We start from the raw sequence: 15,866 nt of genomic DNA, 5'->3' as shown, positions 1-15,866 counted from the left end.
TTAAACACTGTTCAATTACATTTGCCTGTACAATACCAACCATGGGACTAGTAGAAAGAAAAATACGCGAGAAAGAAGAGCTTAAAGAAAGTATTCTTAAAGCTGCAAAAAGGCTGTTTCTTAAGAAAGGCTTTGAAAAAACTTCTATCCGTAATATTGCTGATGAGATTGAATATAGCCCAGGTATAATATACCATTATTTCAAGGACAAAAATGAAATATTCCACGAGCTACACTCAGAGGGTTTTCAGGAATTGTATAAAAGAATGGAAATTTTGGGGGCAGTTGCGGATCCGATGAGCAGATTAAAGGCAATGGGCAGAATTTACATCCAATTTGGTCTGGAAAATACCGATATGTATGACCTGATGTTTATCATAGAAGCACCTATTGACCATGTCGAAACCTGTGCTGATCAACGTTGGGATGATGGGGATTCAACCTTCAATTTACTTAGAGGAACGGTTAAAGAATGTATGCTTTCCGGTCATTTCCAGGGTCATAGGCTTGAAGCCCTTTCCTTCATGATCTGGGCTACAGTTCATGGAATGGTCTCTTTGAAAATCAGGAAAAGAGTCAATATCCTTGAAATATCGGAAGTCGAAAATATTGTAGAAAACAGCTATCAATCATTTTTGATAATTCTGGATAAACTCTAAAATTTTTTGACCACTATTTAAACACTGTTCAATTAAATAACAATGTAATTAATATGGATTCAACACACAAAAAAATCTTCCTTTGGCTCCTCCTATTCTTTGGAATTTTATCAGAAGGGAAAGCCCAACAAATCCTATCAGATTATATTTCTGAGGGCTTGCAAAATAATCTTGTTCTCAAAGACAAGTATATCTCACTGGATCAGAGTCTTTTAGCTTTGAAAGATGCTAAAAGTTTTTTCGTCCCCGCAGTAGACTTCGGAGCCAATTATACATTGGCAAGAGGTGGAAGGGCAATTATTCTACCACTGGGAGATTTATTGAATGGTGTTTATTCCACCTTGAATACCCTGACAGACAGACAGGTATTTCCGCAGTTGGAAAATATTGAAGAGCAGTTTATGCCGAATAATTTTTATGATGCCAAGTTTAGGGTAACCTACCCTGTCATCAATCCCGATTTGCATTTCAACAAGATCATCCGACAGCAATCAGTCAAACTTGAAGAATATGAAATTGAAATTTACAAGGCTGAGCTTGTAAAAAACATCAAACAGGCCTACTACCAATTTTGTCTTGCCTACACTGCCAAACAGATTTTGGAGGAATCAAAAATATTGGTAGAGCAAAATTTAAAGGACAACCGATCTCTTTTGGCAAATGGCAAAGGTCTTCCTGCACAGGTTCTTCGAGCTGAAAGTGAGGTTGAAAACATAAATGCTCAATTGATTGAAGCAGAAAATAAAATGGCAAATGCTTCTTATTATGTCAATTTTTTACTCAACAGACCTCTTCAAATCCCTGTAGCCTTTGAAATCCAAAAAATCGAGGAAGCTGAAATCTCAAGACTACTCCAAGAAGACAATTATTCTGGAAGGGCAGAATTGGTGAAAATCGCAACAGCTAAAAATATTCAGGAAACAGTGCTCAAAATGAACAGAAATTTTGCAGTGCCCAGACTGAACACATTTATGGACCTTGGCATGCAGGGCTTTGATTTTGATTATTCCCAACAAAGCCGGTATGCACTATTTGGTCTGAACTTGTCTGTACCCGTTTTTCAGGGCGGAAGAAACAGGAATGAGATCACTAGGACCAAAAATGAAATAGATGCCATTTCTTACCAAACGGAGTTATTGGACCATCAGATTGATATGTCCATCAGGACTGCGAAAAACAACATAAGAGCGGCCGATGCTGTCAAAAAATCAGCTGAAAGCAACTTTAAATCGGCATCTGCATACCTCCGACTCATAGACAAAGGGTACAAAGAAGGTACCAATTCTTTGATAGAATTTATTGACGCAAGAAACCAGTTTACCTTATCGGAGCTCAAAGTAACCATTGCCAATTATGGCCTGCTGAGTACAGTAGCCCAATTAGAAAGAGAATTAGAAACATTGAAATAAAAAATTATGAAACGTTTTATCCCAACCCTCCTACTTCTTATTCCCGTCATATTGGTATTGAATGCCTGCGGGACGGATGGAAAAGCAAGCAACAAAATCATTCCCCAAGGAACAATCCCCGTCAAAATCAGGCCTATAGAATTATCTGAAAACAAAATAGATATTCAGGGAACAGGCCAATTCACTACTGACGATGAAACAATGCTCTCCTTCAAAACAGGGGGAATCATTAGTCAGGTATTGGTATCAGAAGGAGACTACATCCAAAAAGGGCAATTACTGGCCACCCTGGACTTAACAGAAATCAATACCGGAGTAGCGCAGACACAATTGGCTTATGAAAAAGCCTTAAGGGATTACGAAAGGGTTCAGCGACTCTTCGCAGATTCCGTAGCCACTTTGGAACAATCACAAAACGGAAAAACCGCTTTGGATATAGCTACACAAAATCTCGAAGCGGCCAAATTCAACAAGAATTTTTCCCAGATCCGGGCTGTCAGCAATGGCTATGTACTTAAAAAGTATGCCAATGCCGGTCAACAGATTTCACCCGGTTTTCCAGTCCTGCAGACCAACGGAACCGGTAAAGGCAGCTGGAAATTAAAAGTTGCGTTGAGTGACAGGGATTGGGCATCTGTTCGGGAGGGAGATGTAGTTGAAATATCCACACCAGTTCAACCCAACAATCTTTACAATGGCCGGGTCAAAAGAAAATCCAAAATTGCTGATGCCATGACAGGCACCTACCAGGTAGAAATTGAGTTTGACGAAGCTGCACCCGAATACCTGGCTAGTGGTATGTTTGGCGCAGCCATTATACATGCCAGTCAGGAACAACCCACTTGGTTTGTTCCCTACGAAGCTATTTTAGATGCCAATGGAGGGAAGGGTTTTGTCTTTGTCACAAAAGACAAAGAAACTGCTGAAAAAATAACGGTGAATTTGGGTAGAATCTATGCAGACAAAGTTCAAATCCTCGAAGGATTGGAAGGATATCAGCATTTGATTGTTTCCGGGAGTGCCTACCTCAGTGACCGATCTTCCATCTCAATCCAAGACTGATTATGCGCATCTCAAATTTCGCAGTTAAAAACTACCAATTCACATTGGTGATTTTCCTGATGACCATCGCCTTGGGTGTCACCACTTTCTTCAATATGCCTAGAAGTGAAGATCCGGCGACAAATGCTCCGCAGTTTCCTGTTGTGATCATTTATCCGGGGACAAGCCCCGAAGACATGGAAGAATTGATTGTTGATCCTTTGGAAAATAGGATTTATGCTTTGGAGGATATCAAACGAATCAAAACAAAAATCAGCGATGGAGTTGCCGTGCTTGATGTGGATTACAAATACGAAAGCAATGTAAATGATAAGTATCAGGAGTTGGTTAGGGAAATCAACAGCATGAGGGATGAACTTCCCCAGGATATCCTGAGCATCGAGATCAACAAAGTAACTCCTTCGGGAGTAAATATTCTCCAAATCGGTCTGATCAGCGAAAACAGTTCACGAGAATCTTTAAAAAAATATGGAGAAAGACTGCAAAAAGAACTTGAAAGGATTCCTGAACTGAAAGAAGTGGAAATACACGGTCTCCCTGATGAAATCGTCCGTATCGACCTACAATTGGATAAAATGTCACAAATGGGGATTCCCTTACAAGCTGTTTTGGGCAGTATTCAAAGTGAGATAGGGAATATTCCCGGTGGCAGCATCGAGGCAGGATCTAAGGCTTTCAACGTCAAAACAAGCGGGAACTATGATGACCTGGATGAGGTAGCCAAAACATTGGTCTATTCGGCCAATGGAAAAAGCATTTCACTCAAAGACATTGCCAATGTCCATATGGATTTTGAAGAGGGCAAACATATTACGCGACTGAATGGGTATAGGAATATTTTTATAACAGCGGCATTAAAAGAGGGGAGCAATATCACCCAAGTACAGGAAAAGTACCTTCCTGTGATAGAAAATTTCAAATCCGATCTTCCACCCAATATAGATCTGGTTTTGGCCTTTGATCAGGCGGAGTTTGTCAACCGTAGATTGGGAGGTTTGGGTTTTGATTTTATGCTTGCGATCCTATTGGTGTCCATCACCTTATTGCCTCTTGGAGGAAGGGCCGCTGCAATTGTGATGATTTCCATTCCTCTATCCTTGGCCATAGGATTGATACTACTCAATTTATTGGGGTACAGTCTGAATCAGCTCAGTATAGTTGGACTCGTGGTGGCATTGGGGCTTTTGGTCGATGACAGTATCGTGGTGGTTGAGAATATTGAGCGTTGGATACGGGAAGGCCATTCCCGAATGGAAGCCACACTTTTGGGTACAAAACAAATCGGTTTGTCCGTAGTAGGTTGTACCATTACCCTGATTATCGCATTTATGCCTTTGGTCTTCCTTCCCGAAGGATCCGGCGATTTTATCAGAAGCCTTCCGGTAGCAGTCATTATGAGTGTTCTTGCATCGATGTTAGTTTCCCTTACCATCATACCCTTTCTTTCAAGCAGATTGCTCAAAGAGCACAGGAAAGGACATCAGGGGAACCTTTTCCTGAGGGTTTTACAAAATACCATCTCTAAAAGCTATGCACCTCTCCTGGAGCGTTCACTGAAAAGGCCTGTGCAGACTTTAGTGATAGCATTGGTGATATTCGTGTCTTCCATGGCATTTTTCCCGATCATTGGATTCAGCCTTTTTCCTGCCTCTGAAAAGCCACAGTTTTTGGTGAACATCATCACCCCAATACAGACAAAAATATCTGAAACAGATACGATTGCCAGAAAAGTTGAAGCTTCCCTGAAAGAAACCCCTGAAATAGATTTCTTTTCAACCAATGTCGGCAAGGGAAATCCTAGGATCTATTACAATGTCATTCCCGAAAATGAGCGGACTGACTTTGCCCAAATATTTGTTCAATTAGAGCCAAAAACTTCAGCAAAGGAAAAAATAAGGATTACCGAAAATCTCAGAAACCAATTCAGCAATTATGTCGGCGCCAAAATCGAAATCAAAAATTTTGAACAAGGTCCTCCGGTCACTGCCCCTGTTGAAGTCCGCATTTCGGGAGATAATCTGGACAGTCTGAGATCGATTGCCGCCAAAGTTGAGAAACTGATCAATGAAACCCCGGGGACAATTTATACCAACAACCCGGTAAGCAACCTAAAAACTGATATCAAAGTAGCCATTCAAAAGGACAAAGCACGGGCTCTGGGTGTAAATATTGTAGATATTGACCGATCAGTGCGGATGGCAATTGCAGGATTAAAGATGGGATCTTATTCCGATGCCAATGGCAACAAAAAAGAAATCATCGTCACGAGTCCAAAAGACGAAAGGGCTTCTTTGGTGAATTTTGACCGCCTATTTATCAACAACAGCCAAGGCGCAGCTATCCCAATCCGTCAGATTGCGGACCTGGAATTAGAAAGTTCACCATTATTTATAGATCACTACAACAAAAACAGAACAGTTTCCGTCACGGCTTTTGTACAGGAGGGCTATTTGGCCGAACGTGTCATCAAGGATGTGGAAAGTAAAATCAAAGGGCTCGAATTTCCCAATGGTTATAATTTCAAAATGGCAGGAGAAGCAGAAACAAGGGAGGAATCGTTTGGGGGTTTTCAAAATGTAATCATAGTGACAGTATTCCTGTTTGTTGCGGTATTGATTTTACTGTTCAAAACCTTCAAGAGTACAATCATTGTTCTATCTGTCATTCCTTTGGGAATGGTAGGGGCATTGACAGCATTATGGCTTACTGGCAACTCTTTGTCCTTTGTGGCCATCATTGGATTGATTGCCTTGGCAGGTATAGAAGTAAAGAACTCCATCTTACTGGTTGATTTCACCAATCAACTCAGGAAAGAAGGTAAATCATTGGATATTGCAATACGGGAAGCGGGAGAAATTCGGTTCCTTCCGATCGTATTGACTACCCTGACCGCAATCGGTGGTTTGATGCCCATCGCATGGTCCACCAATCCGTTGATTTCTCCTTTGGCGATTGTACTTATTGGTGGATTGATCAGTTCTACTGTCCTGTCCAGAATTGTGACTCCTGTGGTTTATAAGTTATTGCCACCAAGGATTGGGTAATTGGAAGGAAGTACAAAGTATAAAGTACAAAGTACGGTCAGTGCGAAATGATTAATCCCGTAGGATTTCCTGCCGAAGGCACGGCATGAACAATATAATAGCCCGGCAATTTATTGCCGGGACCCTATGGATGTCACGTCCCCAAAAGTACATTAGGTACGACCGATTTAAGATGTCTGAACTAGAAGTAAATAAAAAATGAAAGTGCTGAATTAGTAAAAATGATTTAAGACCCTCCTATTTAAAATAGGACTGATAAAAATTTACCTAATTCCTTAAAAAATCATAATTATTTAAACATTATCTAACAAACCACTATAATCAACGTTCTATTTAAAACTTAAATCTCAAAAACCTTTAATAAAGATTGCAAACACTTTATTCAATCAAACTTCAAAAATAAAATTTCACCCAAACCTTGAGTCCCCATCCGGAACATAGTACAAGATATTTCACCTTTTGGGTTTCATCCTTATCGGTGGAAAATTCATCACACCCGTACCTTTCCGGAGAGCTCAAATCTTATTTCTCACCTATCTTCACAATAAAATGAAAACAATTACCAACATGAAAAAAGCCATCAGTGTATTTAAAACCTATGGCATCCCTTTAACTGGTAAAAGAAAATCAGCAAACTTTTACCGAGAGCTTCAAATGGACAAAATGTTTGTAGACGGTCTGATATTCGAATTGGAATATGAACTGAAACGGGAATTGGAAGACGAAAAAGTTTCGAAAATTGAAACCCCATCCGAACTGATTGAACATTTGCTTTCTGCATAATCTTTCACTTCTTGAAAGAGGTTAGGAAATACTGATATGCGCAAAAACAATTTCATTTGGGCCTTTTTGATTCCTCTTTTTGCGGTCTATCTAATGTATGACAAAAATAAGTCTATGGTAAACGGGTTTACATCAAATCCCAGTCTTCTCACCATTTCTCCAAATGATGATTGGAAGGGAAATCCCCTGGATGGTAATGGCAGATTCACCAATCTATACTATCCATTTGAATCCAGTTTCGGAGATTTACTGAAATGGCAGACCAGTAAGAATCCCCAAAAGGAAGAAAAAAAGGCTGAAACACGAAAGTTATTGGTGGACTTTGATTCCACGCTGCTTTCAACTGGTGATGACTACCTGATTTGGTTGGGTCATGCCAGTTACCTGATGCAAATCAACGGTAAAACTTTTTTGACAGACCCGCTATTGTTTGACAATACTTTCTTAAAAAGGGAAAGTGAATTGCCGTTCCCAATTGAAAAACTCCCTGAATTGGATTATATCCTACTTTCGCATAACCATAGGGATCATTGTGACAAACAAACCTTAAAATACTTGGCTGAGATTAATCCCAAGCTCAAAATATTGACGGGACTGGGATTAGAAGAGGTGGTTTCTTCCTGGACCAATGGACATTTTATTCAGGAAGCTGGTTGGTACCAGCAGTATTCGGTTTTGGATAGTGGCCTTCAGATTACCTACGTTCCGACTAGACACTGGTCCAGAAGATGGTTATGGGATGACAATAAAAGCCTTTGGGGCGGTTTTTATATTCAAACAAATGATTATTCCATTTACTTTATGGGGGACAGCGGACAGGGACCTCACTTTGAAGATATCAAAAGCACCTTGGGTACTCCTGATTATTGCCTTATGGGTGTGGGCGCTTTCAAACCTGAATGGTTTATGCATCAGGCCCATATCAGTCCAACAGATGCCATTGATGCTTTCAATACCTTGGAGGGGAAATTTTTTATCCCCATGCATTTTGGGACTTTTAATCTTTCCGATGAACCAAGAATGGAACCCTGGGATATTTTGGTTCAGAACCGTGCAAAAATCCATGGAGAATTGGTGGAACCGATTTTGGGTCGGAACCTATTGAAAAATGAATGAAATCATGAAAAACATTAAAGTAATAGCTTTCGACGCAGATGATACTTTATGGGTTAATGAACCTTATTTCAGGGAAGCAGAGGAAAAATTCTGCGGATTATTAGAGGATTTCATTCCTCACCATACTGTCGATCAGGAACTTTTTAAAACAGAGATCAAAAACCTTCCCCTATATGGTTACGGGATAAAGGGTTTCATGCTAAGCATGATTGAAACTATTTTGAGAGTTTCTGAAAACACTGCTGATATAAAATTGGTAGAAAAGGCTATTCAAATTGGACAAGAAATGCTTCAAAAACCTATTGAACTATTGGAGGGAGTCGAAGATCTGCTTAAAAAACTTAATGGAGATTATAAACTGGTTTTAGCCACCAAGGGTGATTTGATGGACCAAGAAAGAAAACTAATCAAATCAGGCTTGGAGAAACATTTCCATCACATAGAGATCATGAGCGACAAAAAAGTCAGTGATTTCCAAAAACTTCTCAAACACCTTGACTGCCTTCCTGAGAATTTTATGATGATAGGAAATTCCCTGAAATCTGATATTTTACCTGTTTTGGAAATGGGCGGAACCGCTATTCATGTCCCCTACCACATTACTTGGATTCATGAGGAAGTAAGCCACACCATCGTTCATCCGAATTTTTATCAGGTAAAGAATTTGGGAGATATTTATGAGTTGCTTGTCAAATAAATTCTTAGTGCTTTGAAATCACGAAAGACCTGTTTTCAGACCATCCTGATGAATAGGACCGATTCAGGCAAAATTAACTGAAAGGCCTCATTCTGTTTTTTAGCAAGTCTTAGGAGGAAAAACCAACCGAATTGGGATTGGGAAACAGGGTAGGGCTCATTTACCGGTCATTTATCAAATTATTTTTAAATTTAAACAGGTAGCTATGGGGAAAGAAAAATCAAGTCCCGCTTTAAGTTAAGCTTGGGAAAATCAATTGAAAGTTTCTATTGATTTTGGCTTTTGAAATATTTTTTCTTTCAAATATTGGCTAACTTTAAGCTAAAGCTTGAAGCTTTCAGTTGTTAACCCAAACCCACAGCACTATGACCACTACTAACATTTACCTTAATTTCAATGGCAATTGCAGGGAAGCATTTGCCTTTTATCAATCTGTATTCGGCGGGGAGTTTGACTTCATGGCGACCTTCGGGGAAATGCAGACACAGGGAAATTACCCTTTAGCGGACAGTGATAAGGATATGATCATGCATGTTACCCTGTCTATCAGCAAAGAAACCATGCTTATGGGCAGTGATACCGGATCCAATTATCCTAATGTTACTTTCGGCAACAATTTTTCAATCTATGTCAATACAGATTCCAAAGCAGAGGCCGATGGCAAATTTTCAGCTTTATCAGATGGTGGCAAAATAAACATGCCAATGGAAGATACTTTTTGGGGTTCATACTTTGGAATGCTGGAAGATAAGTTTGGCGTAAATTGGATGATCAGTTTTGATACTAGCACCCAATAAATTCCCCATCATGAAAAAGTTAAAAATCGAAATCAAATGGGCAATCATATTTGCTTTGATGATGTTGGTTTGGATGTTGTTGGAAAGGCTATTTGGCTTGCATGACACCTATATAGCAAAACATCCGATTTTCACCAATTTTGTTGCCATCCCTGCCGTAGCCATTTACGTTTTGGCTCTTTTGGATAAAAGAGACAATTTCTATGAAGGTAAAATGACCTATGTCCAAGGACTTGCATGTGGGTTAATCATCACTTTGATTGTTACAATCCTCAGTCCATTGACTCAGGTGATTACATCCTTGGTCATTACCCCCCATTATTTTGAAAACGCCATTGATTATGCTGTTTCTGAAGGCAAAATGACCCAAAGTGGGGCTGAGGAGTATTTCAACCTGAAAAGCTATATCTTTCAAGGATTGGTCGGAGCACCTGTAATGGGTTTGCTGACTAGTATCGTAGTAGCCTTTTTCACAAGAAAAAAATAAAAATCATGGACAAAGCAACACAAACCATGTTGGATAATCTCCATAAAAACACAGGAAAATCTTTAGACAAATGGATTACCATAGTCAAAAACAAATCCCTTGGAAAACATGGTCAGATCATGAAATTTCTAAAGGAGGAAGAGGGGCTTAGCCATGGTTTTGCCAATTTGATCGCATTGAAAACCCTGGCCACAGATGCCGGGTCTGCAGAGGACAAAAATGAACTGATCGATAACCAATACAAAGGCAAGGAACATTTCAGACCTATCTATGATCATTTGATCATTGAAATCTCAAAATTTGGAAATGACATCGAAATCGCACCTAAAAATGCCAATGTAAGCCTGAGAAGAAAAAAGCAATTTGCCCTACTCCACCCCATCACCAAAACCCGTTTTGAAATTGGAATCAATCTGAAAAGTCAAGAACCTGCGGGAAAATTGTTGGCAAGCGGAAATGCCATGTGTACCCACAAGATCAATTTGACAGAAATATCAGACATAGACCAGGAAGTTTTGGACTGGCTGAAAAAAGCTTATGAAAATGCCGGCTAATATGAACTTAAGGTAAATGTCACGACAGAAATAATCATTCAACAACCTCTTATAAAAATTGAAAGATATCTTGGAAAGCACAGAATACTAAATAGTAAAACGGTTTATAAACATCAATGGAAAAAAAAATCAAATTTAAGACTTTAAAAGTATTCACACTTATATTTCTGGTCAACCTATGCTGGTTTTCCTTTACAAATGCCCAAGAAGTTTTGAAATTGGAAGATGGTCATTTACCTGGAAACGGAAAACTCGAACAAATAGACTGGCTGACCGGGTACTGGAAAGGAACCGGATTGGGTGGCGAATGTGATGAAATCTGGATGCCTGGCATTGATAACAGCATGGCAGGAGTATTCCGATTTGTGAACGACAGCAAAATCCAATTTACTGAATATATGGTAATAGAAGAACAAGGGGAAAGTTTGGCCATTAAGCTCAAGCATTTCAACCGTGACCTGAGCCCGTGGGAAGAAAAAGATAATTGGGTAGAATTTAAATTGATCAAAATCGAAGGACATACAGCCTATTTCGACGGTTTGACTTATCATAGGCAGGAAAATATATTGACCATCAGCCTTTCTTTATCCTCCAAGGACAAATTCTGGGTGGAAAAGTTTAGATTCGAAAAGGTAACCCAATAAGAATTTAAAATCACCGCCCAAATGAGCATTTTACTGCAAAGCCCAACTCCCGACCTTCAATCGAGCAAAAACTTCTATCTCAGATTGGGTTTCCGGCAGGCTACAGCAAATCCTTTGATTTTGACTGATGGAAAAGTTTTTATTGAAATTAACCCGGATCACTATGCCAGAGCAGGTATCAAATTATTCAGGGAAAGTTGGAAACCTGAAATCCAAAAACTCCAAGAATTTACTGCCGTCACCGCTATGGAAAATGGTTACCTCCTATCGGACCCAAGTGGAGTATGGATATATTTGATGGAATTTGTCGCACCCACAGAATTAGTGACGGATGACAAAAGTTTCAGTGTTTTGGGAAATTTTGCGGGATTGAGTTTGGAAACCACCGACATCCAAAAGTCGAAGGAGTTATATGAAGCTTTGGGTTTTACAATTTCCGGTGGATCTTTGGACCATGGCTATATTTCTTTGGAAAACCATGGCTTCACAATTTCCTTAATGAAACCACTCTCCTGCCCCCATCTTTTTTTCAATCCTTCCATGACTTATTTCAATGGTGCTGGAAATATTAAAGTCATAGAAAAAATCAGAAAATTAAATATACCCATTGCAGAAGAAATCACTCATTTCAACAATAATAGATTGGTCGACAATATCATCATCAGGGATCCTGGGGGCTTTGGATTTTTTATTTTCAGTGATTGATAATTCCCTCTTTTGTTGACTATCCAAAGAAGTGATTATCTTAGATGATCAAAATGTTAGCCGAATGAAATCCAAACTATTGATTTTCCTGGTCTTCCTCCTTTATATCTCTTGTGGGGAAAAATCATCTGAAAAGGAATCATACTATCCCGTAATCGGCTATATCCAATTGGATGATTCCGTATTGGAAATCTCCGAAATGGTAACGGATCTTGAAGTACCTTGGGATTTGGAGGCAGTAAGAGAGGGGGAATTGTGGTTTACACAAGTCAGCGGTTCGCTCCATAGGTTGGATATAAAATCCGGAGAGAAAAAAGACATCTTTCAGATTCCCGATTTGATAGCCAAAAAATCCTATGGTCTTTTGGGAATGACTGTTCACCCAAAAGAACCCTTAATTTTCCTGCATTATACCTTTGCTGTTCCCAAACAGGGCCAAGAGGAAGAAATCAGGTCAAGATTGGTCAGGTACGATTTCAAGGGGGACACACTGATCAATCCAAAAATCCTACTCGATAGTCTCCCAGGTGCAACTTATCACAATGGTTCTAGAATTGTAATTGCCAAGGATAATACCCTGCTTTTTTCCCTAGGAGATATTGGAAAAGTAAACCTGACACAAGACAAAGATTTTCTGGGTGGAAAAATTTTAAGAATAAACCTGGATGGAAGTATTCCAAGGGACAATCCGTTTCCTAACAATCCGGTATGGGCAATGGGATTGCGGAATACCCAAGGATTGGTATTTGGAAAACAGGATCAATTGTACGGGTCGGACCACGGGCCTGCAAATGATGACGAAGTCAACCTTTTGGTCAAAGGGGGGAATTACGGATGGCCGGATGTGCAGGGTTTTGTTGACAATGAAAAAGAGACTGCTCACGCAGGAAAAGTGGATGTGATAGAACCTTTGGCAGCGTGGACACCCACACTTGCTGCCGCAGGATTGGCTTATTTTGGAAATAAAAACATCCCCGAATGGGAAAACAGTCTTTTGCTGGCCACTATGAAAGGACGTTCTTTAAGGGTTTTACATTTGAATAATGAAGGAACCAAAATAGTCGAGAAAGATATTTTTCTCCAAAAGCATTTTGGCAGAATCCGTGATATCAGTGTTTCACCATCAGGCGATATATTTTTAAGTACGAGTAACAGAGATTGGCATCCCCGATTCCAACCTTGGTTATATGATGGTTTGCCCGAGGGACCGGACCGGATTTTAAGGATACGTAAAATGAGTAAAAATGTGATGATTGATCCTTCGAAGCAGATTTTCAAGAAGGAATTGGAACCTATTGAATTACTGGATGAAAACTGGTCTTATGAGGTGCCCAAAGAATTCGATGCCGGAGCCCAACTCTATACACAACATTGTCTTACCTGCCATGGACCGGATGCTGAAGGCTCTCAGGATTTAATTCCTCCCCTTTCCCAAACAGATTGGGTGACCGGAGATAAAGGGCGGCTGATCCGAATCATGCTTTTAGGTCTGTCCGGAGAAATTGAAGTCAATGGTGCCACCTACAATCAGGAGATGCCTGCTTATAACCACCTCTCAGATCAAGAAATAGCAGATTTACTTACATTCATTAGAAATGAATTTGGGAACAAATCCGGTGCTGTCATCGCGGGAGAGGTCTATGAAGAAAGGAAAGGCTTAAAAAGGTAATATCAAAGGAATCAAAAAGATTGCCAAGATCATCACCATCACCGTAAAAGGCACCCCCACTTTTATAAAATCACCAAATTTGTAATTGCCCGGAGCTACCACCAAGGTATTGACAGGAGATGAAACAGGGGTCATAAATGCAGAAGAGGCAGCCAATATTACCGCCATAGCAAATGGATAGGGAGAAAGTCCAAGTTCATAAGCCATGGCTACAGCAATTGGGGCCATCAGAACAGCCGTAGCAGTATTGGAAATAAACAGTCCCAAAATTGCAGTGATGAAAAACAATGCTCCTATTGCTACTCTTGGCGCACTGTCTCCTACCAAAACCAAAAGGGCATCCGATGCCATTTCCACCCCACCTGTTCTTTGTAAGGCGATCGAAAAAGGCATCATCCCCACGATCAAAACCAAACTTTTCCAACTAATGGAATTATAGGCGCTGTTCATGTCCACTATACCAAAAACACCCATCAGCAAGCAACCCAAAATCACCGCGTGAACATTAGGCAGCAATCCAGTTACCATCAACCCTACAACCAATCCCAAAATTATCAGCGCATGGGTACCTTTGCCGGCAGCCGGTAGCACTTCCTCAAACTCTGTGGGCATATTCAATAATATGATATCATCAGAATCCTGAAACATCCTTTTGATATCGTCCCAGAATCCTGCAAATAATATTGTATCTCCAACTTTCAGTTCTATATCCAGTAAGTCTTCGGTAATTGGCCTGTCCCCTCTCCAAATCCCAATGACAGTCAACCCCGTATCTGTACGGATTCTTGCATTGATAACGGATTTACCGACCCAAGATGATTCAGCAGGCAGAATCGCTTCGGTCATTCCAAGTTCCTGGGAAATCGAAGTGAGATATCCCTTTCCTCCCGATAACTTTATTGGTTCTACACCATATTTCAAAGCCAACTCATTGATTTTTACTTCAGATGTACCTGAATCCAACAACATGATGTCACCGGTCTTAAAATCCATTTGCTTGGTCGGACGATTAAAAACAGTCTTTGAGCCCTCTTTTCTTTCAACAGCTAGCAAGTTGATACCGTTTTTCCCAAAATCAAGTTCATTGATCTGCAACCCTAATAAGGGAGAATCCTCCAAAATCTTAACGCGATACTCTCTTTTTTCCAAATTGTACTTGGAGATCAGGTCTTTGAAAGTAGGTTTTCTTCTTTTTTTACCTGTCAAATCAGAATTGTCAGGGAGCCATTTTCGGGCCACCAACATATAAAGAACTCCCATGATCAAAATAGCCAATCCAAAAGGGGTAATGGTGAAAAAATCAAATCCCCCTTCTCCCTGCCGCATCAATTCTGAATTGACCACCAAATTGGGTGCAGTCGATATCAAAGTCATCATCCCGCTGATCAAAGCAGCAAAACTCATAGGCATCATCAAATGACTTGGAGAAATACCCGTATTGTTGCAGATTCTGAATACAACAGGAATAAAAATGGCCACAATCGCAGTAGAACTCATAACCGAACCCAATCCTGCTACTGCAACCATCAATAAGACCAATAATTTGGTTTCGTTTCCGCCTGCCTTAACATTGATCCAATCACCAAGATCTCTGGCCACACCTGTCCTAACCAAACCCTCCCCTAGTACAAACAATACAGCAATCAATACGATATTCGGGTCACTGAAACCTACCAATGTCTCTTCTACAGTGATGATACCTGTAAAGGGCAAAGCTGCAATCATTATCATTCCTACAGCATCCATGCGAGGTTTGTTTTTGATAAACATAGCAATCGCCGTAGCCAGTAAAGCCAGCACCCATATCAATTTAAGATTGAATCCTGAATCTGGTAAGTTTTGGAAAAACCCTAAAATAAGAAGGCCGAAATGAAGTCTAAGAAATTGGAGGCTTACGGCTAAAGCCGACATAATCAAAAACATACTAATGAGGGAGAAATTATAAAGGAAATCAAAATCAGCTTTAAAGGTAAAGACTTATTCCAAATTGAAAAACAAATCAATGATTTCAGAGCAAAGTGAAAACTGAAGATTTAAAGTTTTCCCATAATTACCTTATAACTAAGAATACACATGTTTTCTAGGAACTATTCAAATTATCCATTTGAAAATAAGATAAAAACAAGAATAAAATTCCAAAAAACAGCCAAAACTTCCTTTATAGCATATTTTTATTGTTTAACAGCTATAATTTATTTGTATGATTTTCAGTGAATTATAAGTATTTTATTGTTTCTATT

The 15,866-nt window shown here is 39.8% G+C and carries 14 protein-coding genes; 13 read left to right on the top strand and 1 reads right to left on the bottom strand.

Annotation, left to right across the window (positions count from 1 at the left end):
- The first annotated feature begins 41 nt into the window (after nt 1-41).
- From B9A52_RS12125 to B9A52_RS12065, 13 genes are all read left to right on the top strand, one after another.
- On the top strand, nt 42-659 hold the full coding sequence (locus tag B9A52_RS12125; protein WP_084120714.1) for a TetR/AcrR family transcriptional regulator: 618 nt from the start codon (nt 42-44) through the stop codon (nt 657-659).
- Between the two features lie 53 nt (nt 660-712).
- Nucleotides 713-2,068 carry a TolC family protein gene (locus B9A52_RS12120; RefSeq protein ID WP_084120713.1) on the top strand — a complete coding sequence of 452 codons (1,356 nt, stop codon included), beginning with the start codon at nt 713-715 and terminating at the stop codon, nt 2,066-2,068.
- A gap of 6 nt (nt 2,069-2,074) precedes the next feature.
- Complete coding sequence (locus tag B9A52_RS12115; protein WP_084120712.1) at nt 2,075-3,130, top strand: efflux RND transporter periplasmic adaptor subunit; 1,056 nt, start codon at nt 2,075-2,077, stop codon at nt 3,128-3,130.
- Nucleotides 3,131-3,132: 2 nt separating this feature from the next.
- Nucleotides 3,133-6,174, top strand: a complete 3,042-nt coding sequence (locus tag B9A52_RS12110) for an efflux RND transporter permease subunit (protein ID WP_084120711.1) — start codon at nt 3,133-3,135, stop codon at nt 6,172-6,174.
- A gap of 567 nt (nt 6,175-6,741) precedes the next feature.
- Nucleotides 6,742-6,957: an acyl carrier protein gene (locus B9A52_RS12105; RefSeq protein ID WP_317045540.1), complete on the top strand. Its 216-nt coding sequence runs from the start codon at nt 6,742-6,744 to the stop codon at nt 6,955-6,957.
- 36 nt (nt 6,958-6,993) lie between these two features.
- The gene (locus B9A52_RS12100) at nt 6,994-8,073 is read left to right on the top strand and encodes an MBL fold metallo-hydrolase (protein ID WP_084120710.1); all 1,080 of its coding nucleotides are present in this window, start codon (nt 6,994-6,996) and stop codon (nt 8,071-8,073) included.
- A 4-nt stretch (nt 8,074-8,077) separates the two neighbouring features.
- Nucleotides 8,078-8,770, top strand: a complete 693-nt coding sequence (locus B9A52_RS12095) for an HAD family hydrolase (protein WP_084123491.1) — start codon at nt 8,078-8,080, stop codon at nt 8,768-8,770.
- 365 nt (nt 8,771-9,135) lie between these two features.
- Nucleotides 9,136-9,567, top strand: coding sequence for a VOC family protein (locus B9A52_RS12090; RefSeq protein ID WP_084120709.1), 432 nt, complete (start codon nt 9,136-9,138; stop codon nt 9,565-9,567).
- A 10-nt stretch (nt 9,568-9,577) separates the two neighbouring features.
- Nucleotides 9,578-10,054, top strand: coding sequence for a DUF4199 domain-containing protein (locus tag B9A52_RS12085; protein ID WP_084120708.1), 477 nt, complete (start codon nt 9,578-9,580; stop codon nt 10,052-10,054).
- Between the two features lie 5 nt (nt 10,055-10,059).
- On the top strand, nt 10,060-10,608 hold the full coding sequence (locus B9A52_RS12080; protein ID WP_084120707.1) for a DUF5655 domain-containing protein: 549 nt from the start codon (nt 10,060-10,062) through the stop codon (nt 10,606-10,608).
- A gap of 116 nt (nt 10,609-10,724) precedes the next feature.
- The gene (locus B9A52_RS12075; protein WP_231955595.1) at nt 10,725-11,252 is read left to right on the top strand and encodes a DUF6265 family protein; all 528 of its coding nucleotides are present in this window, start codon (nt 10,725-10,727) and stop codon (nt 11,250-11,252) included.
- 21 nt (nt 11,253-11,273) lie between these two features.
- Complete coding sequence (locus B9A52_RS12070) at nt 11,274-11,957, top strand: hypothetical protein (protein WP_084120706.1); 684 nt, start codon at nt 11,274-11,276, stop codon at nt 11,955-11,957.
- A gap of 64 nt (nt 11,958-12,021) precedes the next feature.
- Nucleotides 12,022-13,626, top strand: a complete 1,605-nt coding sequence (locus B9A52_RS12065) for a PQQ-dependent sugar dehydrogenase (protein WP_231955593.1) — start codon at nt 12,022-12,024, stop codon at nt 13,624-13,626.
- On the opposite strand, the gene B9A52_RS12060 is transcribed toward B9A52_RS12065, so the two are convergent.
- On the bottom strand, nt 13,615-15,426 hold the full coding sequence (locus B9A52_RS12060; RefSeq protein ID WP_197687286.1) for an SLC13 family permease: 1,812 nt from the start codon (nt 15,424-15,426) through the stop codon (nt 13,615-13,617). The genes B9A52_RS12065 and B9A52_RS12060 overlap by 12 nt on opposite strands.
- Nucleotides 15,427-15,866: the final 440 nt, after the last annotated feature.

Origin of the sequence: Aquiflexum balticum DSM 16537 (assembly GCF_900176595.1) — a bacterium.
Classification (GTDB): domain Bacteria; phylum Bacteroidota; class Bacteroidia; order Cytophagales; family Cyclobacteriaceae; genus Aquiflexum; species Aquiflexum balticum.
Note: the sequence above shows the minus strand (reverse complement) of the source record. Positions and strands in the feature narration are given on the sequence as shown.

What these genes read in the sequence shown, in the direction of transcription:
- B9A52_RS12095 (WP_084123491.1), top strand. Translation starts at nt 8,078, where the DNA reads ATGAAAAACATTAAAGTAATAGCTTTCGACGCAGATGATACTTTATGG.
- B9A52_RS12065 (WP_231955593.1), top strand. Translation starts at nt 12,022, where the DNA reads ATGAAATCCAAACTATTGATTTTCCTGGTCTTCCTCCTTTATATCTCT.
- B9A52_RS12080 (WP_084120707.1), top strand. Translation starts at nt 10,060, where the DNA reads ATGGACAAAGCAACACAAACCATGTTGGATAATCTCCATAAAAACACA.
- B9A52_RS12100 (WP_084120710.1), top strand. Translation starts at nt 6,994, where the DNA reads ATGCGCAAAAACAATTTCATTTGGGCCTTTTTGATTCCTCTTTTTGCG.
- B9A52_RS12075 (WP_231955595.1), top strand. Translation starts at nt 10,725, where the DNA reads ATGGAAAAAAAAATCAAATTTAAGACTTTAAAAGTATTCACACTTATA.
- B9A52_RS12125 (WP_084120714.1), top strand. Translation starts at nt 42, where the DNA reads ATGGGACTAGTAGAAAGAAAAATACGCGAGAAAGAAGAGCTTAAAGAA.
- B9A52_RS12105 (WP_317045540.1), top strand. Translation starts at nt 6,742, where the DNA reads ATGAAAAAAGCCATCAGTGTATTTAAAACCTATGGCATCCCTTTAACT.
- B9A52_RS12090 (WP_084120709.1), top strand. Translation starts at nt 9,136, where the DNA reads ATGACCACTACTAACATTTACCTTAATTTCAATGGCAATTGCAGGGAA.
- B9A52_RS12120 (WP_084120713.1), top strand. Translation starts at nt 713, where the DNA reads ATGGATTCAACACACAAAAAAATCTTCCTTTGGCTCCTCCTATTCTTT.
- B9A52_RS12085 (WP_084120708.1), top strand. Translation starts at nt 9,578, where the DNA reads ATGAAAAAGTTAAAAATCGAAATCAAATGGGCAATCATATTTGCTTTG.
- B9A52_RS12115 (WP_084120712.1), top strand. Translation starts at nt 2,075, where the DNA reads ATGAAACGTTTTATCCCAACCCTCCTACTTCTTATTCCCGTCATATTG.
- B9A52_RS12110 (WP_084120711.1), top strand. Translation starts at nt 3,133, where the DNA reads ATGCGCATCTCAAATTTCGCAGTTAAAAACTACCAATTCACATTGGTG.
- B9A52_RS12070 (WP_084120706.1), top strand. Translation starts at nt 11,274, where the DNA reads ATGAGCATTTTACTGCAAAGCCCAACTCCCGACCTTCAATCGAGCAAA.